Consider the following 20134-nt stretch of genomic DNA (forward strand, 5'->3'; position numbering starts at 1 on the left):
GTCGCCGAACGCGCGGATGGCGAGATTCACCGGCGCTCGACGGGATCTGACGCGACAGTTCGGTGTCGGCGCGCCGGATACTGTTGCATGGATGGGAAGTACTCGGGCTGAGGCCGCATATCTGCGTGCGTTGTCGGCGTTCCGTACCCCCACGCTCGATCTGCTCCACGGCCGCTATGCGCCGTTCGTGGTCGCGACGCTCTCGCTCGTCTTCTCGGTCGACCGGCCGTCGGTCGAGATCTCGGACGCGCATGCCGAGGTCGCCGAGATCCTCGACGAGCTGCGGGGGGCCGGATACGACGAGGACGACCGCGCGCTCCCGGCCGGCACAGCCCGTGAGATCTGTCGCTACTGGGTGCGGGTGGGATGGCTCGTCCCCCAGATCGACGGCGACGTCGAGGTCTACCGGCTGACGGCCCACGCGGTGGGCGCGCTGGAGATCACCGGACGCACCACCGGCGGACGCACCCGGGTCTCGAACTCTCGTGTCCGCACCCTCCTCGAAGCGGTCGAACGACTCTCCGACCACGCCGAGACCGACCCGGAGGTGCGGTTGGCTCGCCTCATCCGCGAACGCGACGCGCTCGACGCCGAGATCGCGCGCCTCCAGGTCGGTGAGTCCGAGCCGATCGATGACGAGCAGCTCCTCGAAGAGGCCGAGAACGTGCTGCACCTGGCGCGTGAGCTGCCCGCCGACTTCACGCGCGTCGCGGAGTCGATCAAGGCCATGCAGCGCGATGTCGTCGCCGACCTCCGGCGCGATGTTCGGCCCACCGGAGAGGTGCTGCGCGAGTACCTGCAGCGCGGGCAGCACGTCATGCAGTCGACCCCCGAGGGCCGGGCGTTCGCCGGCGCGCTGCGGCTGATCGGCGACCCCGAGCGGATCGACAGCCTCACCGATCAGCTGCACGCCCTGGTCGCGCAGCCCTTCGCGCGCCTGATGGACGCCGAGCAGCGCGCCGAGCTCGATGCGATCGGACGACGCGTCGAGCTGGGCGTCGAAGAGGTGCTGACCGCGCAGCGCCGTGCGTCGCGGGTCATCACCGCGCAGGTGCGCACGCACGACCCCATCCGCGATCGCCACGTCGACGATCTGCTGCGCGATGTCATGGCCGGCCTCCAGGCCTGGACGCACAGCACGTCATCCGAGGCTACCGTCGAGATGATCCGCAGCCTGCCGACGGCCGACATCCGCCACCTGCGGCAGTCGACGACCGACATCCGCCCGCCGCGTGCGCCGGCACCGCTGACGGCATCCGACGAAAACCCGGAGATGCTGGATGCCGATACGCGGGCCTGGGGCGGTCCGCGCTATGCGGAGCTCGAGGCTCTCGTCGCCGGACTCGGCGAGGAGTTCGACTTGGGTGAGGCCTTCCTCGCCGCGGACGACGATGTCCGCCGCCCGGTCGACCTGGTGGGCCTTCTCGAGATCGCCCACCGCAACGGCATGCGCGAGGGCGAAGACCTTTCGGTGGTCGAGGCGCGTCGCCCCGACGGAACCACCCGGCGCTTCGCCTTCGGATCCGTGACCGCCCGCACCTCGAAGGAGTCCGACGATGACTGACACCGCCACCCTCGGCGCAGCCCAAGACGAGGCCCCGGGCGACGGCGCATTCGTCGAGCCCGCCGCGATGGAGGACGATCTCGGCGAGCTCTTCCCCGGCGATCGCGGAGTTCTCGATCCCGCGGTGCGCCGCGTGCTCGTCCACCTGCTGCAGCGGCGGTTCGTGCTCGCCGACCGCAACCGCGAGGAGTGGACAGCCCTCCTCGACAATCAGCAGCTCGTCGAATCGCGCCTCAACGACCTTTTCGTGCGGCTCGTGATCGACCACGACCGCGGGGTCGCGTACAAGCAGCAGGTGCGCTCGGACGAGCTCGATGTTCCGATCCTGCTTCGGGATGCCGCATACACGCGCTCCGAGACCCTCGTCCTCGTGCACCTGCGCACGGTGTACCAGCGGGAATCGGCGGCCGGTGAGCCGGCTGCCCGGGTCGACATCGAAGACGTCGAGCAGACCGTGATGAGCTACTTCGCGGATGCCGACGGCGACACCGCGAAGCGGCAGCGCCTCATCCGCAAAGCGATGGACCGGCTCGCCCGCGACGGCATCGTCGACGAGGAGACGACAGGCCGCTTCCGCATCAGTCCGCTCGTCGAGATCGTCCTCAGCGCCGAGAAGCTGCGGGAACTGCGCGATTGGCTACGCGACCGGTCGGGGGCGGACGACACGGGTGGCATCGCGGCCGGCGAAGACGAAGACGAAGAAGGCGACGACGAGCCTCAGGAGGAGGAGCTGTGACGATGCTCGAGACGCTGTTCGGGCTCATCCCGGCGGCATCCCGCGGCCAGCAGTGGCTCGCCGAAGACCTTCAGCTCATCAACTGGGGCGGCTACGAGGGCGCCCATCGCGTGCGCTTCTCCCCCGGTGCCACTCTTCTGTGCGGCGGCTCGGGGTCGGGCAAGTCGACGCTGATGGACGCCTACATCGCGCTCATGATGCCCCACACCACTCCCTTCAACGGCGCCTCGAACGGTGGCGTCACCGGGCGTCCTCGCGGCTCCGAGCAGCGCAACATCCTCTCCTACGGTCGCGGCAAGATCGACGAGTCGCGCACCGAGGACGGCACGAAGATGACCGTCCTCCGAGGCGACGGCGAAGACACCTGGACCGCCGTCTCGATGACGTGGATCGATCACGACGGGTCGCAGTTCACAGCGGTGCGAGCCTGGTACATCCCGGCCAGCGCGCGCGTGCTCGAAGACACCGTGCGCGTGCGGGCGACGACCGATCGGGCCTTCGACCTCCGCTCGCTCGAACCGGCCGCCGCGCAGCGGCTTTCCGATTCCGCCGTGCGCGACGCCGGTCTGGAGCCCGTCGGAACGGACCGCGAGTTCTCGGCCCGCCTGCACGCCGTCCTGGGCATCGGGGCAGCAGGGGCCGGGGCCAAGGCGATGAGCCTGCTCGCGCGCATCCAGGCGGGCCAGCAGATCACGACCGTCGACGACCTCTACAAGCGTCTCGTGCTCGAAGAGCCCGAGACGATGGAGACCGCCGACGCCGTCGTCGCGCACTTCGACGGACTCGAGAGCACGCGCATGCGCATGCTGACGGCTCGGCAGCAGGTCACCGCGCTCACGCCTATCCCGCAGCTGCGCGCCAAGATGGCCGCCGCCGCCGAGCGGGTGAACCTGATCGACGAGGTCGGCTCCTTCTCGGATACCGGGTCGCTCGCCACGCTCTGGCGAGCGGACAGACGCCTCGGGATGCTGCGCGACGTCGAGACCGAGCTGCGCGAGCGCAAGACCGCGGCCGAGGTCACGCTGCGCGAGAAGCGTGCCCTCGCAGATGGCGCCGAGGCGGAGCGCGATGGCCTGATCGACGTGCTCCGGCTCTCCGGCGGGGATCGGCTGGCCACGGCGCAGCGCGAACTGCGCGAGGTGGAGCGGCGCCTCACCGACGTCCGGCGACACCGCGAGGTGCTCGACGCCGCCCTCCGCGGTCTGGGCGTCGAGATCTCGAACCGCGACGAGTTCACAGCGTTCATCTCCCGCGCGCGGGCCGAACTCGCCGACTCCGATGCGAAAGCGCGTGCTCGCTCCGCCTTCGCTGAAGCCGCGTCGGCGGCGAAAGCCGCGCGGATCGACGTCGCAGAACTGGAGGCGGAGGCTCAGCGCGTGGCCTCTCGCCACGGCAACATCCCACCCGCTCTGCACGAGTCGCGCGAGCGGCTCGCGGAGGCCGCCGGGCTCACGACAGCCGACCTTCCCTTCGTCGGCGAGCTCGTCGAAGTGCGCACCGAGTTCGAGCCGTGGCGAGAGGCGTTCAACCTCGCGCTCGGCGGCTTCGCGACCACGGTGCTGATCGACACCGCTCACCTGGGGCGCTTCCGGGCGGCGATCGAATCGGTCCACACCCCCGTGCGGTTGCGCTTCGAGGGCGTGCACGCAGGCATGGAGCCGGTCGCCAACCTCGACCCGCAGACCCTGCCCGGGCGCCTCGACTACCAGAGCTCGCCGTTCACCGGTTGGCTGCAGGAGCGGCTCGAAACCCGTCACGGATACGTCTGCGTCGATTCCAGCGCCGAGCTGCCGAAGCATCGCATGGCGCTCACGATCACCGGACAGGTCGCGCAGGGCAACCGCGGCGCGCACGGTGGCCACGGTCGCGAGAACGTCCTCGGGTTCTCGAACGAGCGACGCCGGCACGACGTGGCGCGTCTCATCGACGACGCTCGCCGCCGTCTCGACGACGCCCTGCGGGAGCGGAAGGTCGCCGAGACCGAGCTCGACACGGTCGACTCGCGCCTTGCTGTGTACGCCAAGATCACTGACCTGACCTGGGAAGAGGTCGACGTCGAGGCGGTCACCGCGGAACGAGAGCGCTGGATCGGCGTGCAGAGCGACGTCACGGCCGCCAACCCCGAGATCGCCGATGTGCAGCGACGGATCTCCGACATCAAGGACCGGATCTCACACCTGCGCGACGAGATCGCCCGCGTGTCGATCGAGCGTGATCAGATCGAGGCGCAGTGGGCCGAGGTGATCGACGACGTCGATTCGGATCAGTCCGTGCTGGACGACGCCGAGCGGGCGGAGCGCACTCTCACCGCCGCACAGTCCGCGTTCCTCGACGAGCGATTCCATCTCGATGGGCCGACCTCGGACGCCAGCCCGTCCGAGGCGCTGAACCGCTTCTCCGCCGCCCTCGCGACGGCTGCGCAGCGCCTCGCAGAGGACCGGCGGGCGGCCGTCGATGCCCTCGACGAGAGCCGTGAGGGCCTGCGACGCATCATGGCGAGCTTCCTCGAGCGGTGGCCGAATCCGAACCTGCTGCCCGACCCCGACACCTCGATCGACGACTTCGAACGCGCTCTCCAGGCCCTCGAGACCAGTGGGCTGCATGAGCTGGAGGCGGAGTGGCGCGACAGCCTGCTCAAGCTGTCGGGCAACGACCTCACGAACCTCGACTCGACGCTCAGCCGGTCGATCCGCGAGATCCGTGATCGCATCGACCCGATCAACCGCATCATGCAGGACCTCCCGTTCTACGACGACGACCACCGCCTGCAGATCACCACGCGCGAGAACCAGTCCGAGCCTCGCCGGCGCTTCCGGCGCGAGCTGCGCGAGGTGCGCGGGCTGATCGAGAACGCCACGACGGATGATGAGCGCGAGCACGCCTACCGCCGGATGTCGCGCCTCATCGGGCACATGCGGCGGTCGGCACCCGATTTCGGCGACCTCATCGACGTCCGCAACCACGTTCGCGTGAGCGCCGAGCGGGTGGATGCCGTGACGAAGCAGCACGTCGCGCTGTACGACCACATCGGCGAGAAGTCCGGCGGCGAGTCGCAGGAGCTCATCGCGTTCATCGTCGGCGCGGCCCTGCGCTACCAGCTCGGCGACGCCAGCGCCGAACGACCTCGCTACGCGCCCGTGTTCATGGACGAAGCCCTCATCAAGGCCGATGCGCACTTCACCAAGCGTGCGATCGGAGCATGGCGCGGACTCGGCTTCCAGCTCGTGATCGGCGCCCCGAACGACAAGTACAGCGCCATCGAGCCGCACGTCGACGTCGAGTACGACATCCTCAAAGACACGCGCGGTCGATCGTGGGCCAAGCCGAAGGTCGCCCTGGAGGCCCCGGCATCCTGACGGCGCGCGGCATCACCTTCTCGAACCGGAACATCAACTCCGGCACGTCCTCGTCGACCTCGGGCGAGTGATCCTCGTCCGCCTGCGCCTCGCCGGGGTGTTCGAGCGGATGGCCGGGGTGGAAGAACTCGACGATGTGGAAGCCGCACACGTTGACGTAAAAGTGGATGTTGCGCACTTCGAAGTGGGGTGTGTGGGTCTCCCAGATCCCGGTGTCCGGGTAGCGCGCCTCGACTGCGTGCCAGGCCGTCCGCCCGAGCCCGCGCCCGTGAGCGCCGGCATCGATGAAGAAGAGCTCGAGGGATCGACGATCGTCGTCGCCCGCGACGACCGCTCCGCCCACGACCTCACCCTTCGCCACGACGTCGAGAACCTCTGATGCGGCGTCATCGAACGAGGCGAACACCTCACGGTCGGACGGCGTCGGGACGTCCGACCTCGGACCGTGATCGGTCACGGCGAGCGCGAACGCCGCTTGGAGACGGCGGGCGAACGACATCCGGTCGCTCGGGTCGGTGGGTCTGAGATCGACCCGTCGGACGATGTTGTTCATACGGAGCCCTTCGCCAACTAACTTGCGAAGGTATGGGCTCGGGATGTGACTCGAATATGGAGCACCCCACGAACGCCGAAGGCCCCCGCCGGTTTCCCGGTCGGAGGCCTTCGTCTCACTGTGCGCGAGGGGGGACTTGAACCCCCACGCCCTTGCGGGCACTGGCACCTGAAGCCAGCGCGTCTACCTATTCCGCCACTCGCGCGAGAACGTGTTTCCACGAACTCAACTTCCCGAGGATATCACGCCGACGGCGGCTCCTGAGCCGCGATCCGAGGCCCAATGCATGGTCCGTTCAGCCTCGCTGACTACGATGAAGCAACCATCCGCCTGCCTGAGGAGCCCAGTGGGACTACTTGACAGCTTCGAGAAGGGTCTCGAGCGTGCCGTCAACGGCGCCTTCGCCAAGACCTTCCGCAGCGGCGTCCAGCCGGTGGAGATCGCCTCGGCCCTCCGCAGCGAACTCGACAAGAAGGCCGCGGTCGTCAGCCGCGACCGCATCCTCGTTCCGAACGCCTTCACGGTGCGCCTGTCCGACAACGACGCCGAGCGCATGAACGCGATCGGACCCGCTCTCCTCGACGAGCTGCGCGGAATGGTCGAGAAGCACGCGAAGGCGCAGGGCTACTCGTTCTCGGGCGCCGTGACCGTGACGCTCCAGGCCGACCCGCAGCTGTCGACCGGCACCGTCCGCGTCGACTCCACCTCTGACGCGGGCGCCCGTGTGTCGTGGCAGGCCGTGCTCGACATCGACGGGACGCGGCATCCGATCGTCGCGGCCCGCACCGTCATCGGGCGCGGCAGCGACGCCGACATCACGATCCCGGATGCCGGAACCAGCCGGAAGCACGTCGAGATCCTCTGGGACGGCGAGCGCGCCATGGTGCGCGACCTCGGTTCCACCAACGGCACCCAGCTCAACGGCTCGCGCGTCAGCGAGGCCGCCCTGCCGTCGGACGGCGTCGTGCGGATCGGTCGCACCGACATCGTCTTCCGCGTCGTCCCGCAGGCTCAGGCTCCCGCACGTCCGCGGATGTCGGCGGCCGACGCGACCCGCATGTACGACACCCGAGGTGACGTCCGATGAGTCCGCTGACCCTCCTGCTGCTGCAGATCGGCTTCCTGGTCCTGCTGTGGTTCTTCGTCTTCGCCGTCGTGTACTCGCTGCGCGCCGACCTGTTCGGCGTCAAGGTGCGCAAGCTCCCCGAGCCGGCCGCCGCCGGTGCCGCGCCCGCGGCGAGCCCCGCGGTCACCCGTCCACCCACGTCGTCTCCGGATGCCGCCACCGCCGCCGTCGGCGCGGTCGGCACCGCGGCCCCGGCAGGCAAGGGCGGAAAGGCGACGACCGACGCCGTGTCGCGCATCGTCATCACCAGCGGTCCCAAGGCCGGTCTCGAGCTTCCGCTCGGCTCCGAGCCGCTGACCATCGGTCGCTCGAGCGAGTCGGGTCTCGTCATCCGCGACGACTACACGTCGAGCCACCACGCGCGTCTGGTGCTGTGGGGCAACCAGTGGATGATCCAGGATCTCGACTCGACCAACGGCACGTGGCACGACGGCGAGCGCGTCGCTTCTCCGGTTCCGGTCGTCGTGGGAGCGCCGATCAAGGTCGGCGCGACGACGTTCGAACTGCGGAAGTAGCCCGCACGCATGGTTTTCCAGGGCTCCAGCGCCGCCATCTCGCATACCGGGAAGGTGCGCTCGAACAACCAGGACTCGGGCTTCTGCGGCTCGAACCTGTTCGTCGTTGCCGACGGCATGGGCGGGCACGCCGGCGGTGACGTCGCGTCGAGCCTGGCGGTCCGACGGCTCGAGAGTCTCGACCACGCCTTCTCGTCGACGACCGAGGCAGAGGCCGCGCTGCGCGAGGCGCTGGCCGACACGGCCGCGGAGCTGATCAGCACCGTCAAGGTGCGCCCCGAGCTCGCCGGCATGGGAACCACCGTCAGCGCGCTCGTCATGGTCGACGAATACGCCGTGATCGCCCACATCGGCGATTCGCGCCTCTACCTCTTCCGCGACGGGACGCTCACCCAGATCACGACGGACCACACCTTCGTGCAGCGCCTGGTCGACTCGGGTCGCATCACCCCGGAGGAGGCCCGGTATCACCCGCGCCGTTCGGTGCTCATGCGCGTGCTGGGCGACATGGATCCCGATCCCGAGATCGACACGTTCATCATGCCCACGCAGCCCGGCGACCGGTGGCTGCTGTGCTCCGACGGACTGTCGGGCGTCGTCGACGACGCGCACACCGCGAAGGCGCTCGGGCAGGGCTGGGCCCCCGGTCGCACTGCCGACAGCCTCCTCAAGCAGGCCCTCGACGGCGGAGCGCCCGACAACGTCACGATCGTCATCGTCGACGTCGGAGGTCAGCACCCGCTGTTCAGCGGACCGCCGACGGTCGTGGGGTCGGCGTCGCACCCGCTCGGCATCGAGGTGCCCGCCGCTCGCCCGCAGCGCAGCAGCTGGCTGCATCCTGCTCGGCAGGCCGCGAACGAACCGACGCACTTCGAACCGGCCGCAGAGTTCCTCGAGGAACTGATCGAGGAGGACCGCCGCCGCGCACGCCGGCGCCGGCTCACCTGGTTCGCGGGCTTCATAGTCATCCTCGCGGCGATCGGCGTCGTGCTGTTCGGCGCCTACAGCTGGACGCAGACCCGCTTCTTCGTGGGCGTCGACGAGGACACGGTCGTGATCTACCGCGGCATCCCGCCGAGCATCGGACCGATCTCGCTCTCCTCGCCCGAAGAGGACACCGGGATCGCCCTCGCCGACCTGGCTCCGTACCAGTTGGACCTGGTCAAGCAGACGATCACGGCCGACTCGCTCGCCGAGGCGCGAGCCATCGTCGAGAACCTGCGCGTGGACGGAGGATCATCGTGACCGGCACCGCCGTCTCGGCCGACACCTCGGTCATCAAGGCGCTGCGCAAACTGCGGATGCCGCAGACGCAGCGCAACCGCGAGCTCGGCTTGCTGCTCTTCGCGTTCATCATCAACGCCGCCGCGCTCGCGCTCGTGCAGCTCGGCAAGAACGACGCGATCGACTCCTCGTTCCTGATCTACTGCGCCGTGCTCGACGCGCTCGCGCTGGCGATCCACGTGGTGCTGCGCCTGCGGGCACGCGACGCCGATCCCTTCGTCGTCCCGATCGCGACGCTGCTGTCGGGCATCGGCATCGCCATGATCTACCGGATCGACCTCGAGGGCACGTCCGAAGGCTGGGACATGCTGGCCGTGCGTCAGATCGTCTGGTGCGCGATCGCCCTCGTGGCAGCGCTCATCGTGGTCATCGCCCTGCGCAACTACCGGGTGCTGTTCCGGTACACCTACGTCTTCGGGTTCGCCGGCATCGCCCTGCTGCTCCTGCCGTTCATCCCCGGCCTGGGTGTCGAGGCCGGCGCCGACGTCTGGGTGTCCATCGGCGGAATCGTCTCGTTCCAGCCGGGAGAGCTGGCGAAGATCGCCCTGGCGATCTTCTTCGCGGGTTACCTCGTGCGCACGCGCGAATCGCTCACATCGGTCGGCACCCGTTTCCTCGGCATCACGTGGCCACGCGCCCGCGAGCTCGGCCCGGTGCTGGTCATCTGGGTGATCTCGCTCGGGATCATCGTGCTCCAGCGCGACCTCGGTACCGGAACCCTGATCTTCGGCATGTTCATCGCGATGCTGTACGTCGCGACCGGCAAGACGAGCTGGGTGATGATCGGCCTGAGCCTCGTGGTTGCCGGCGGTGCGATCGCCTCGCAGGTGCTCCCCTATGTCAAGGGACGATTCCAGAACTGGCTGAACCCGTTCGACCCGGCGAACATCGACGCCGCCGGAGGCAGCTTCCAGCTCGTCAACGGCCTCTATGGTCTCGCGAAGGGCGGCTTCATCGGCACGGGACTCGGCCAGGGCCGCCCGTGGATGACGCCACTCTCGCAGAGCGACTACATCTTCCCCAGCCTCGGTGAGGAGCTGGGCCTCATCGGCCTCTTCGCCCTGCTGTGCCTCTACATGGTCTTCACGAGCCGCGGCGTGCGCATCGGCCTGGCCGGTCAGGACGACTTCGGCAAGCTGCTCGCGACCGGCCTGTCGTTCACGATCGCGCTGCAGGTTTTCATCATGGTCGGCGGTGTGACGCGCGTCATCCCCCTCACGGGCCTGACCACGCCGTTCCTGGCTGCCGGCGGCTCGTCCCTCGTGGCCAACTGGATCATCGTGGCCCTCCTCCTCCGCATCTCGGATGCGGTTCGCTCTCGACCCCGGGTGGTGATCGGATGACCAAGGAACTGCGGCGACTCAGCTTCGTGATGCTGGCGATGTTCCTCGCGCTGTTCATCTCGACCAGCTGGATCCAGGTGATCCAGGCCCAGGCGCTGAACGAGAACCCGGGCAACCGGCGAACGCTGTACGACTCGTTCGAGGTTCAGCGCGGCTCGATCATCGCGGGCGGATCGGTCGTGGCGGCATCCGTGCCGAGCGGCGACCTCTACACATGGCAGCGGCAGTACACGGATGCCGCCATGTGGGCGCCCATCACGGGATGGATCAACCCGGTCCTGGGGTCTTCGTCGGGCATTGAGCAGATCATGAACCAGTCGCTCTCGGGCACCGATGACACGCAGTTCCTCGCCCGCCTCGAGCAGATCATCTCGGGTGCACCCGCGCGCGGGTCGAACGTGCTGCTCACGATCGACCCCCAGTTCCAGCAGGCCGCGTTCGACGCCCTGCAGGGGTACGAAGGCGCCGTCATCGCGAGCGACCCGTCCACCGGACGCATCCTCGCGATGGTGACGAGCCCGAGCTTCGACACCAACCTTCTCGCGTCGCACGACTCGGCCGGCGTCAACGCCGCGTACGACGAGCTCGCGGCGGACCCGCTGAAGCCGCTGTTCAATCGCGCCATCGGCGGCGACCTCAACCCGCCTGGGTCGACGTTCAAGCTCGTCGTGACCTCCGCCGCGCTGTCGTCGGGAAAGTACACGCCCGAGTCGACGTTCCCGAATCCCGCGACCTGGACCATTCCGGGAACGAGCAACACGCTCCACAACTTCGACCTGGGCACGTGCGGTCCGGGCGAGACCGTGACGCTCGCAACCGCGCTGCGGCTCAGCTGCAACATCCCGATGGCCGAGCTCGCCGTCGAGCTCGGAGACGACGCCATCCGCGAAGAGGCCGAGAAGTTCGGCTTCAACAGCGAGATGGAGATCCCGCTCCCGGCCGCCGCATCCGAGTACCCCCGCGGACTGAACGACGCCCGCACGGCGCTCTCCGGCTTCGGGCAGGGCGACGTCACCGCGACACCGCTGCAAATCAACCAGGTCTCGGCAGGCATCGCGAACGGCGGGATGGTGATGAAACCGCAGTTGCTCGACTCCGTCGTCGCACCCGATCTGACCGTGCAGGAGAAGTTCGAGCCGAGCGAGTTCCAACGCGCTCTCAGCACGGATGTCGCTGAGCAGATGCGCACGCTCATGGTCGCCAATGTCCGTGACGGTGCGGCGAGCGGTGCAAGAATAGACGGCGTCGATGTCGCCGGAAAAACGGGCACTGCGGAGCACGGTCCAGGCGATCCGTACACGTTGTGGTTCACCGGCTTCGCGCCGGCGGACAACCCCCAGGTGGCCGTCACAGTGATGGTCGAGAACGGGGGCGGCCAGGGGCAGGCCGGGACGAGCAGCGGGATCGCAGCCCCCATTGCGAAGAAGGTTATCGAGGCGGTGCTGAACAGATGAGACCCATGCAAGGCGTGAGCTTCGGCGGGCGTTACGAACTGGATTCGCGGATCGCGATCGGCGGTATGGGCGAGGTGTGGGAAGCCACTGACCACGTCATCGGCCGCACCGTCGCGATCAAGATCCTCAAAGACGAGTACATGGGCGACCCCGGGTTCCTCGAGCGCTTCCGCGCCGAGGCCCGCCACGCCGCACTCGTGAACCACGAGGGCATCGCGAGCGTCTTCGACTACGGCGAGGAGAACGGCAGCGCGTTCCTCGTGATGGAGCTCGTTCCCGGTGAGGCACTGTCCACGATCCTCGAGCGTGAAGGCTCGCTGTCGTCGGACAAGACGCTCGACATCGTCGCCCAGACCGCGTCGGCCCTGCAGGCCGCTCACGCGGCGGGCCTCGTGCACCGCGATATCAAGCCGGGCAACCTGCTCATCACGCCCGACGGTCGCGTGAAGATCACCGACTTCGGCATCGCGCGTATCGCCGACCAGGTGCCGCTGACTGCGACCGGTCAGGTCATGGGCACGGTGCAGTACCTCTCCCCCGAGCAGGCCTCGGGGCACCCGGCATCCCCGGCGACCGACATCTACTCGCTCGGCATCGTCGCGTACGAGTCCGTCGCGGGCAGGCGCCCGTTCACGGGCGAGTCGCAGGTCGCGATCGCCATGGCGCAGATCAACGAGCAGCCCCCGCCGCTTCCCGCCACCGTCTCCGACCCGGTGCAGAGGCTCATCCTCGCGATGATCGCCAAGAAGCCCGACGACCGTCCGGCCTCCGCGTCGGCCGTCGCGCGCGCGGCATCCGCTCTCCGCCGCGGCGATCTGGCGGCCGCCCACGCCGCCGTCCCGGCGATCGTGGCCGGTGCCGGCACGAGCGACGTGACGCAGCTGCTCCCCGCCGAAGGAGGCGACACCGCGACGCTGCTGCTCCCGGCCGGGGCCGCCGCGGCCGGTGCCGGGCTCGCGGCCGCGGGTTCGGCGGGCGCCGCGTCCGAAGCGGCCGCCGTGGACGACAACCTGACCGAGACCCCCAAGCGCAAGCGCAGCCGGTGGACGTGGCCCCTCGTCGCTCTCATCGCCCTGCTCGTCATCGTGCTCGGCGGCACCCTGTTCGCCCTGCTGTCCGGCAACGGCGACCCCGAGCCCGCTCCCACGACGCCGACCGAGTCGGCGCCCTCGACCCCGGCCAACACGCCGTCGACCCCGGCGAGTCCGAGCGCGGCAACGACGATCAACGTCGACGGGCTGGGGCTGACGGGGCGTTCGTGCGAGGACGCCCTCGCGGTCGCCGCTCGCGCGGGCCTCGAGAACGTCACCTGCGCACCCGGGAACCCCGCTCCGAGCGAGGACCAGGTCGGACAGGTCTACGACGTCGTCCCGCTCGGCAACGTCAAGGCCACCGATTCGGTGACCCTGACCTCGTACGCGGAGCAGAGCCCGCTCGGCGCACCCTCCGCTCCGACGATCCAGTCCAACGGTCAGACCGCCACCAGCGTCACCGCCGGCTCCACCGTGCAGGTGATGTGGTCGAGCTACTCCTGCCCGGCAGGTCTCACGCCTTCGGAGTACCGCTTCACGGTCTCGGGCGGCACGTTCGGCAACGGCCAGACCACCTCGAGCTTCAGCCTGAACCAGCGTCCCGAGCCGGTCACGGTCGGAGACTCCGGCGCGCTCTCCGTCACCTACACCGTGACCTGTGCGGGTGAGAGCGGCGACCGCACGTCGCCCGCCTCCCCCGAGGCGGCCGCCACGATTCAAACGGCGCCTTCTCCGACCCCCAGCCAGAACGGCAACGGCGGCAACAACGGTGGCGGAAACGGCAACGGCGGAAACGACGACTGACCCGGTTCGACCATGAGTCCCACATCCGAGTACGAGTCGAACGCAGGGAGTGACGTGTCGGCAGAGCAACGTGTGCTGTCAGGACGCTACCGCATCGACGAGCCCATCGGGCGCGGCGGAATGGCGAGCGTGTTTCGGGGATACGACGTGACCCTCGGGCGCGACGTGGCCATCAAGGTGCTCAAGCGCGAGCTGGCGGACGACCCCGGTTTCCGCATGCGGTTCCGTCTGGAGGCCCAGGCGGCATCGCGGATGGCCCACCCGTCGATCGTGCGCGTGTTCGACGCCGGGGAGGATACCGAGATCGACCCAGACGGCAGCGAGCACTCCGTGCCGTACATCGTCATGGAGCTCGTGACGGGCCGCCTGCTCAAGGACATGGTCGAAGCCGGACCGCTCTCCGAGGAGGATGCCGTGCGCTACGTCGACGGCATCCTCGAGGCCCTCGAGTACTCGCACCGCGCCGGGGTCGTGCACCGCGACATCAAGCCCGGGAACGTCATGATCACCGACGCCGGGAACGTCAAGGTGATGGACTTCGGCATCGCCCGTGCAGTTTCGGACTCGTCGTCCACGGTTGCCGAGACGACCGCGATCATCGGCACGGCCGCCTACTTCTCCCCCGAGCAGGCCAAGGGCGAGCCCGTCGACGCGCGCGCCGACCTCTACTCGACGGGTGTCGTGCTCTACGAGCTGCTCACCGGCCGCGCGCCCTTCCGGGGCGAGACGCCGGTGGCGGTCGCCTACCAGCACGTCAGCGAGGCGCCGCTGCCGCCGTCGGAGATCGTCGACGAGGTACCGCGGGCGCTCGATGCGGTCGTGCTGCGTGCCCTCGCGAAGAGTCCGTTCCAGCGATTCCAGGACGCCACGGAGTTCCGGGCCGCGCTCGACCAGGCGGTCGGCGGCAAGCAGCCGACGAAGCGTCAGATGGGCGCTCTTGCGAGCGAGCTGTACGGACCGGATCCGCGTCACGCGGCCGAGACGGCGCGGTCGCTGCGTCAGCTCAGCACCGACAACACCATGCGCCGTACGCAGTCCGGCCCGCCCGTGAGCTGGATCTGGGCCGGCGTTGCAGTACTGGCGGCGCTGCTGATCGCGGTGCTCATCTGGGTGCTCGCCTTCCGCGACACCGGGACGACCGTTCCCAGCACCTCGCGCACCGTCCCCGAGGTCTCCGGGAAGTCCTGGGACCTCGCGGAGAACCTGATCGAAGAGGCGGAGCTCGATCCCGTCCGCTCCGACCGCAGCGACGACGCGGTGCCGGCAGGCGACGTCATCGGCACCGAACCGGCCGCGGGTATCACCCTGTCCCCCGGACAGCGCGTCACCGTCTACGTCTCGACCGGCCAGGAGATGGCCACCGTCCCGACGCTGCAGAACCTCTCACGCACCGAAGCGACCGAGGCGCTGCAGCGCGCCGGACTGCAACTGGGAACCGTGCGATCCCGCAACGATCCGACCCTGCCCGCCGGCACGGTCATCGAGGCCTCCGCTCCCGAGGGCTCAGCGCTCGCGATGGGATCGTCGGTGAACCTCGTGGTCGCGAGCGGCACCGTGACCCTGGTCGACCTCACCGGGTACACCGTCGAGGCAGCCGAGCGCGAGCTCCAGCAGGAGTCGCGTCAGCTGATCCCCGAGGTGGTCGAGGATCCGGGCTGTGCCGCGGATGCCGGCGGACGCACGGTCTCGTCGCAGTCGCTTGCACCGGGCGAGGTGCCGATCGGATCGACGGTCACCCTCCGGGTCTGCACCGGCAGCTGAGAGCAGCGCCTCGTCCGATCAGGCAGCGCCGACATCCCGTCGATGCGGATGCAGCCGGGCGCCACGCTCCCGCGCGGTGATCAGCCCGAGCGAGCCCAGCCAGTTTCCCAGCATCCGGTATCCGCCCTGAGTCAGCACGGACTCAGGGTGGAACTGGACGCCGACGATGGGTGCGACTCGGTGGGCGATCGCCATGACGGTGCCGCCCGGGGCCAGCGCGGTCACCCGCAGCTCGGCCGGCAGCGTCGCTGGGTCGACGGCGAGGGAGTGGTACCTGCCCGCCGTGAAGGTGTCGGGCAGTCCGTCGAAGAGGAACGACCCGTCGTGCCGCACGTCCGAGGTCATCCCGTGCATGAGCTCCGGCGCCTCGCCCACGGTGGCACCGAAGGCGACGGCGATCGCCTGATGACCGAGACACACCCCGAGCAGGGGAACCGCGGATGCCGCGGCCGCCCGTACGACGGCGATCGATGCACCCGCGTCCTCGGGAGTCCCGGGCCCGGGCGAGACGAGGACGCCGTCGTAGCCTGTCAGGACGCGTGAGGGGTCGAGGACGGCATCCGACTCCACCATCTCGGTCTCGGCGCCGAGTTCACGCAGATAGCCGACGAGGGTGTGGATGAAGCTGTCGTGATTGTCGATCACGAGGACGGCGGTCACCCTACCGTCGACTCCTCGCCGGGGGCGAAGAACGGCGCGACGGCGGGGAACACCCAGAAGAAGAGTGCGTAGACGGCCGCGGCCGCGAGGATGAGCAGGAAGACCACCCGGAGCCACCACGGCCCGGGGAGAACTCGCCACAGCGCTCCGTACATCAGGCGGAGACTCCCTCTGTCAGCGACGCCGGCGGTCCCGCCGAGGTCGGGGTGAACTCTTCGAAGACCGCATACGAGATGATGCGCTCGAGCATGTTGAGCTTCGGCGCGCAGCTCGTGAGGGTGAGGTACTTGCCGTTGGCGCTGACATCCACCTGCTGCGGAACCGGGTTGAGCACCTCGATGGCGGTGTCCTGCACGTACTCGACGTTCCGGAAGCGGTAGGTGTACCAGCCGTCCTGGGTCTGAATGACGATCGCGTCGCCGACGACGAGCCGGTCGACCGGGTCGAAGGGCGCACCGGAAGTCCAGCGGTGCGCGGCGACCGCCATGTTGCCGTCGGCGCCCGGCATCGCCGATCCCTCGTAGTGACCGATGCGCCCCTGGTCGAGGATCGCCTTCTTGCCCGTGCCGTTGGCGATCGTGAACTGCCAGTCGGAACCGAAGCGCGGGACATACATGATGCCGAACTCGGCGCCCTGTTCGGGCTCGGCCATCACGGGAATCGCCGCAGGGTCTGCCGGCCCGGATTCTCCGGTGGGCGTCGGAGCCTCTTGCGCCTGCGTCTGCCACTGCTGCGCCAGCGCGGCGGCCTCGGCTTGCTTCTGCGATCCGATGATCATGTCGCCGAACCACATCTGCCAGCTCACGAAGAGCAGCATCACGACACCGGCGGTGAGGAGGAGCTCGCCGAACACGCTGATCACACTCGCGCGTCGCCGCGGACGCACCTGCGACCGAGGTGAGCGTCGGGTCGGCGTACGGGTGCTCTGCACAGTCGCAGAGTTTATCCCTCGGCCCTGGAAGATCTCACTGTGGCGACGAGCCCACGGACCGAACCGGGCGTCGGCACGTCGATCCAGAGCCGGATGCTGCCGGTTCTGGCACCTGCGCCGTTCACGACGGCGGCTCCTCCGAGGTCATCGAGCAGCGGATGCATTTCGGCCGCGATCGACTGCGGCAGGTATCCGACGCCACGGCCGTTCGAGAAGGCGGCGACGTTGCCGCTGCCCCGGGATGCGTCCACCTCGGTACGCAGGACATAGGCACGCGGATGACGGCTCTGTCGCTCGCGGTCGTTGACCAGATAGTGGGTACGTTCCAGTCTCACCGCCCGCGACGGCAGTCGCCGAAGATCCGGCAGGTCATCGTGCCGGCTGACGCGACCGGTTACTGCGTGGACGATCTGTTCCCACCATGCGGGCATATCGGCCCCTCTCGATTCGGCATGCCGTCACCGAGGCGGAGCACTCCCCCACTTTCTCACGGCGGGCCTGTGGGAGTCCTGACGGGTGAGCCCGGGCGCTTCGAGGTCCGACGGCTAGGATTCTCCCATGGCATCTTCGAGCGACCACGACGACCCGACCGTGGAGCGACGCCCCGCAGATGACGCACCTAACCCGGTCTGGTTCAAGCCGATCATGCTGGGACTGATGCTCATCGGACTCGTGTGGGTGCTCGTCTTCTACCTGAGCAACTCCACCCTCCCCGTTCCCGGCATCGGCGGCTGGAACCTGGTGATCGGTTTCGGAATCGCCTTCGTGGGCTTCCTCATGACCACGCGGTGGCGCTGACCAGTTCTCCACATCGGGTGAATCACACCGGTGTGATTCCATCCCCACCTGGGGATAGACCTGTGGATAACTTTCGTCAGTACAGCGCGAGGGGCACGGCGAGCAGGGCGACCAAGGCCGCCGCGGTGGCGCCGAGCAACCAGATCTGGAGCTTCCGGCGCCGGATCGTCCGGGTGCGCGCGTAGATCAGTCCGACCAGAGCGCCCGCAGCCAGTCCGCCCACATGCGCCTGCCACGAGATCTGGACGCCGCCCCCGCCGCCGAGCCCGCTCGTGAGCAGGGGCAGGAACGTGATGACGAGGTTGATCCCGAGGACGACGGCGATGCCTGTGATGTTCGCGCCGATGTGACGGCCGATCACGAGCAAGGCGCCGAAGAGTCCGAAGATCGCGCCCGATGCTCCGACGACCGCGGACGTGAAGCCGAACAGGACGACCGCGACGGATCCCCCGAGGCCACTGAGCACGTAGAGCCACAGGAAACGACTGCGTCCGAGCATCGGTTCGAGGCTGCGCCCCAGCATCCACAGCGCGAGCATGTTGAGCCCGACGTGCCAGAAGCCGCTGTGCACGAACAGCACCGTGAACAGCCGCCATGGCTGGAAGGTCCCGCTGAACTGCGGGTAGAGCAGCGGCGGGTACAGCGCCAGAAGCGACTGCACCGCCGCGCCCGCGCCGGGAATGAGTCCCACGACGAAGGCGAAGAACGTCACGCCGATGATCCCGTACGTGACCAACGGCCGGGAATCGTCGGAGCGCACCGCACGCAGGATGCGCGGTGCACGGCGGGGACGCGGCGCGCCCGAGCTCTTCTGCTGATCACGCAGACATTCGGGGCAGATCACACCGACGGGCATCTGCGTCTGGCATTCCGCGCAGATGGTGCGCAGGCACCGCTGGCAGAGCACGAAGCTCTGTCGATCGGGATGCCGGTAACAGAAGTTGTCGGGGTTGCTCCGCAGCTCGGACGCGCTCACGTACCGCCTCAGACCGTGACGACGTCGATCGACGAGATGACCACCGGGTCGACCGGACGGTCCTGCGCGCCGGTCTTCACCGAGGCGATCGTGTCGACGACCTGACGCGACGCGTCATCCGCGACCTCGCCGAAGATGGTGTGCTTGCCCTGCAGCCAGGGGGTCGGGTCGGTGGTGATGAAGAACTGCGAGCCGTTCGTGCCCTCGGCCTTGCCGGTGATCGCGTTGCGGCGCAGTCCGGCGTTGGCCATGGCGAGGATGTAGGGCTTCTGGAAGTCCAGCTCGGGGCTGATCTCATCGTCGAAGTTGTAGCCGGGGCCGCCGATGCCCTGGCCGAGCGGGTCGCCGCCCTGGATCATGAAGTTCGGGATGATGCGGTGGAAGATGACGTCGGTGTAGAGCGCGCCCTCGCCGGGCTTGCCCGTGGCGGGGTCGGTCCACTCCTGCGAACCGTCGGCGAGGCCGATGAAGTTCTTCACCGTACGGGGGGCCTGGTCGCCGAAAAGGTTGACGACGATGTCGCCGTGGTTGGTGTGGATCGTCGCTACTGCGGTGTGCTGAGGCATGTGTGCCATTCTCGCACCTGTCAATGCCCTGCTGGCTGGAGCGCTCTCTGGCAAGATGAGGGAAAACGTCCCACGATGCAGGGAGGGCCCACGTGAGCCTCAGCCGCAAGCGCAAGAAGCAACTCCGCAAGCTCCAGAAGCAGGCGAACACCCTGTGGGAGTCGCAGCAGGTCCTGATGGGAGAGGCCGCCAAAGTCGCACGCGACGCCGGCCACCAGCTGGGCAACTACAACCGCGAGCACGTCAAGCCCGCCGTTCAGAACACCTACGAGCAGTACGCGGCGCCGTACGTCGACAAGAGCGTCCGCGCCACCCGCAAGGTGTACAACGGCGCCCTCATCCCCGCCGCTGGTGCCGTCGTGGGCGGCGCCCTCTCGGTGTGGGATGCCGCGAACGACACGCGTGAGCGCCTCGCCCACGGCCGCGGCGTCGACCTCGACCTGACGTCGGTCAAGAAGAAGGCCGCCAAGTACGGCAAGAAGGCGACGAAGAAGTTCCAGTCGCGTGCCGCACTGCCCGAGCCGAAGAAGAAGCGTGGCGCCGGTGGCGTCATCGCCCTGGTCCTCGGTGTCGCTGCCGCCGCCGGCGTGCTCTACGCCGCATGGCAGACGCTCCGCGCCGACGACGAGCTGTGGGTTGCCGACGACCCGCTGCGCGCTCCCGACGCCTGAATCGG

Annotated in this window: 19 protein-coding genes and 1 tRNA gene; 12 read left to right on the top strand and 8 right to left on the bottom strand. The window is 68.7% G+C overall.

From position 1 onward, the window contains the following. Nucleotides 1-91 precede the first annotated feature (91 nt). From MTS1_RS09440 to MTS1_RS09450, 3 genes are read left to right on the top strand one after another with little or no spacing between them, the layout of a single operon-like run. Complete coding sequence (locus MTS1_RS09440) at nucleotides 92-1564, top strand: DUF3375 domain-containing protein (protein WP_036304724.1); 1473 nt, start codon at nucleotides 92-94, stop codon at nucleotides 1562-1564. After that, nucleotides 1557-2300 (top strand): DUF4194 domain-containing protein, encoded by a 744-nt coding sequence (locus tag MTS1_RS09445; RefSeq protein WP_023953396.1) that lies wholly within the window; start codon nucleotides 1557-1559, stop codon nucleotides 2298-2300. The genes MTS1_RS09440 and MTS1_RS09445 overlap by 8 nt, the downstream gene beginning before the upstream one ends. Next, nucleotides 2297-5656 carry an ATP-binding protein gene (locus MTS1_RS09450; RefSeq protein WP_036304725.1) on the top strand — a complete coding sequence of 1120 codons (3360 nt, stop codon included), beginning with the start codon at nucleotides 2297-2299 and terminating at the stop codon, nucleotides 5654-5656. The genes MTS1_RS09445 and MTS1_RS09450 overlap by 4 nt, the downstream gene beginning before the upstream one ends. Here MTS1_RS09450 and MTS1_RS09455 read toward each other — a convergent pair. Both MTS1_RS09455 and MTS1_RS09460 read right to left on the bottom strand, forming a co-directional pair. Next, nucleotides 5592-6209, bottom strand: coding sequence for a GNAT family N-acetyltransferase (locus MTS1_RS09455; protein WP_023953397.1), 618 nt, complete (start codon nucleotides 6207-6209; stop codon nucleotides 5592-5594). The two genes, MTS1_RS09450 and MTS1_RS09455, sit on opposite strands and share 65 nt — an antisense overlap. A 121-nt stretch (nucleotides 6210-6330) precedes the next feature. After that, nucleotides 6331-6414, bottom strand: a tRNA-Leu gene (locus tag MTS1_RS09460). A 141-nt stretch (nucleotides 6415-6555) separates the two neighbouring features. Here MTS1_RS09460 and MTS1_RS09465 point away from each other — a divergent pair. The 7 genes from MTS1_RS09465 to pknB are packed head-to-tail and all read left to right on the top strand — an operon-like array spanning nucleotide 6556 to nucleotide 15527. Continuing rightward, complete coding sequence (locus MTS1_RS09465) at nucleotides 6556-7296, top strand: DUF3662 and FHA domain-containing protein (RefSeq protein WP_023953398.1); 741 nt, start codon at nucleotides 6556-6558, stop codon at nucleotides 7294-7296. Further along, nucleotides 7293-7850 carry an FHA domain-containing protein gene (locus tag MTS1_RS09470; protein WP_023953399.1) on the top strand — a complete coding sequence of 186 codons (558 nt, stop codon included), beginning with the start codon at nucleotides 7293-7295 and terminating at the stop codon, nucleotides 7848-7850. Before MTS1_RS09465 ends, MTS1_RS09470 begins: the two co-directional genes overlap by 4 nt. Nucleotides 7851-7859: 9 nt before the next feature. Then, complete coding sequence (locus MTS1_RS09475; RefSeq protein WP_023953400.1) at nucleotides 7860-9095, top strand: PP2C family serine/threonine-protein phosphatase; 1236 nt, start codon at nucleotides 7860-7862, stop codon at nucleotides 9093-9095. A 56-nt stretch (nucleotides 9096-9151) separates the two neighbouring features. Beyond that, nucleotides 9152-10477, top strand: coding sequence for an FtsW/RodA/SpoVE family cell cycle protein (locus MTS1_RS09480; RefSeq protein WP_081731842.1), 1326 nt, complete (start codon nucleotides 9152-9154; stop codon nucleotides 10475-10477). Continuing rightward, nucleotides 10474-11931, top strand: coding sequence for a penicillin-binding protein 2 (locus tag MTS1_RS09485; protein WP_023953402.1), 1458 nt, complete (start codon nucleotides 10474-10476; stop codon nucleotides 11929-11931). The genes MTS1_RS09480 and MTS1_RS09485 overlap by 4 nt, the downstream gene beginning before the upstream one ends. Beyond that, nucleotides 11928-13766 carry a serine/threonine-protein kinase gene (locus MTS1_RS09490; protein WP_036304726.1) on the top strand — a complete coding sequence of 613 codons (1839 nt, stop codon included), beginning with the start codon at nucleotides 11928-11930 and terminating at the stop codon, nucleotides 13764-13766. Before MTS1_RS09485 ends, MTS1_RS09490 begins: the two co-directional genes overlap by 4 nt. A 12-nt stretch (nucleotides 13767-13778) precedes the next feature. Beyond that, a complete protein-coding gene (pknB, locus tag MTS1_RS09495) occupies nucleotides 13779-15527 on the top strand; it encodes a Stk1 family PASTA domain-containing Ser/Thr kinase (protein ID WP_181021902.1) in 1749 nt (582 codons plus the stop codon). Between the two features lie 18 nt (nucleotides 15528-15545). Here pknB and MTS1_RS09500 read toward each other — a convergent pair whose 3' ends face one another. The 4 genes from MTS1_RS09500 to MTS1_RS09515 form a co-directional block, all read right to left on the bottom strand. Then, nucleotides 15546-16187, bottom strand: a complete 642-nt coding sequence (locus MTS1_RS09500) for an aminodeoxychorismate/anthranilate synthase component II (protein ID WP_023953406.1) — start codon at nucleotides 16185-16187, stop codon at nucleotides 15546-15548. Continuing rightward, nucleotides 16184-16342, bottom strand: a complete 159-nt coding sequence (locus tag MTS1_RS16705; RefSeq protein ID WP_023953408.1) for a hypothetical protein — start codon at nucleotides 16340-16342, stop codon at nucleotides 16184-16186. The genes MTS1_RS09500 and MTS1_RS16705 overlap by 4 nt, the downstream gene beginning before the upstream one ends. Beyond that, nucleotides 16342-17049, bottom strand: coding sequence for a class E sortase (locus MTS1_RS09510; RefSeq protein WP_309666709.1), 708 nt, complete (start codon nucleotides 17047-17049; stop codon nucleotides 16342-16344). Before MTS1_RS09510 ends, MTS1_RS16705 begins: the two co-directional genes overlap by 1 nt. Nucleotides 17050-17129: 80 nt before the next feature. Then, nucleotides 17130-17549 carry a hypothetical protein gene (locus MTS1_RS09515; protein ID WP_023953412.1) on the bottom strand — a complete coding sequence of 140 codons (420 nt, stop codon included), beginning with the start codon at nucleotides 17547-17549 and terminating at the stop codon, nucleotides 17130-17132. Nucleotides 17550-17676: 127 nt separating this feature from the next. Here MTS1_RS09515 and MTS1_RS09520 point away from each other — a divergent pair, with 127 nt between their 5' ends. After that, nucleotides 17677-17916, top strand: a complete 240-nt coding sequence (locus tag MTS1_RS09520) for a cell division protein CrgA (RefSeq protein WP_023953414.1) — start codon at nucleotides 17677-17679, stop codon at nucleotides 17914-17916. Between the two features lie 76 nt (nucleotides 17917-17992). Here MTS1_RS09520 and MTS1_RS09525 read toward each other — a convergent pair whose 3' ends face one another. Then, entirely contained in the window at nucleotides 17993-18892 is a 900-nt protein-coding gene (locus tag MTS1_RS09525; protein ID WP_023953416.1) for a rhomboid family intramembrane serine protease, read from the bottom strand. Between the two features lie 8 nt (nucleotides 18893-18900). Beyond that, complete coding sequence (locus tag MTS1_RS09530; RefSeq protein WP_036304728.1) at nucleotides 18901-19458, bottom strand: peptidylprolyl isomerase; 558 nt, start codon at nucleotides 19456-19458, stop codon at nucleotides 18901-18903. 92 nt (nucleotides 19459-19550) lie between these two features. Between MTS1_RS09530 and MTS1_RS09535 the strand changes: the two genes are divergently transcribed. Continuing rightward, on the top strand, nucleotides 19551-20129 hold the full coding sequence (locus MTS1_RS09535) for a hypothetical protein (RefSeq protein WP_023953420.1): 579 nt from the start codon (nucleotides 19551-19553) through the stop codon (nucleotides 20127-20129). Nucleotides 20130-20134 lie beyond the last annotated feature (5 nt).

Origin of the sequence: Microbacterium sp. TS-1, assembly GCF_000509385.1 — a bacterium.
GTDB lineage: Bacteria > Actinomycetota > Actinomycetes > Actinomycetales > Microbacteriaceae > Microbacterium > Microbacterium arborescens.

What these genes read in the sequence shown, in the direction of transcription:
- MTS1_RS09440 (WP_036304724.1), top strand. Translation starts at nt 92, where the DNA reads ATGGGAAGTACTCGGGCTGAGGCCGCATATCTGCGTGCGTTGTCGGCG.
- MTS1_RS09445 (WP_023953396.1), top strand. Translation starts at nt 1,557, where the DNA reads ATGACTGACACCGCCACCCTCGGCGCAGCCCAAGACGAGGCCCCGGGC.
- MTS1_RS09455 (WP_023953397.1), bottom strand. Translation starts at nt 6,209, where the DNA reads ATGAACAACATCGTCCGACGGGTCGATCTCAGACCCACCGACCCGAGC.
- MTS1_RS09470 (WP_023953399.1), top strand. Translation starts at nt 7,293, where the DNA reads ATGAGTCCGCTGACCCTCCTGCTGCTGCAGATCGGCTTCCTGGTCCTG.
- MTS1_RS09475 (WP_023953400.1), top strand. Translation starts at nt 7,860, where the DNA reads ATGGTTTTCCAGGGCTCCAGCGCCGCCATCTCGCATACCGGGAAGGTG.
- MTS1_RS09480 (WP_081731842.1), top strand. Translation starts at nt 9,152, where the DNA reads ATGCCGCAGACGCAGCGCAACCGCGAGCTCGGCTTGCTGCTCTTCGCG.
- MTS1_RS09485 (WP_023953402.1), top strand. Translation starts at nt 10,474, where the DNA reads ATGACCAAGGAACTGCGGCGACTCAGCTTCGTGATGCTGGCGATGTTC.
- MTS1_RS09490 (WP_036304726.1), top strand. Translation starts at nt 11,928, where the DNA reads ATGAGACCCATGCAAGGCGTGAGCTTCGGCGGGCGTTACGAACTGGAT.
- pknB (WP_181021902.1), top strand. Translation starts at nt 13,779, where the DNA reads ATGAGTCCCACATCCGAGTACGAGTCGAACGCAGGGAGTGACGTGTCG.
- MTS1_RS16705 (WP_023953408.1), bottom strand. Translation starts at nt 16,342, where the DNA reads ATGTACGGAGCGCTGTGGCGAGTTCTCCCCGGGCCGTGGTGGCTCCGG.
- MTS1_RS09515 (WP_023953412.1), bottom strand. Translation starts at nt 17,549, where the DNA reads ATGCCCGCATGGTGGGAACAGATCGTCCACGCAGTAACCGGTCGCGTC.
- MTS1_RS09520 (WP_023953414.1), top strand. Translation starts at nt 17,677, where the DNA reads ATGGCATCTTCGAGCGACCACGACGACCCGACCGTGGAGCGACGCCCC.
- MTS1_RS09530 (WP_036304728.1), bottom strand. Translation starts at nt 19,458, where the DNA reads ATGCCTCAGCACACCGCAGTAGCGACGATCCACACCAACCACGGCGAC.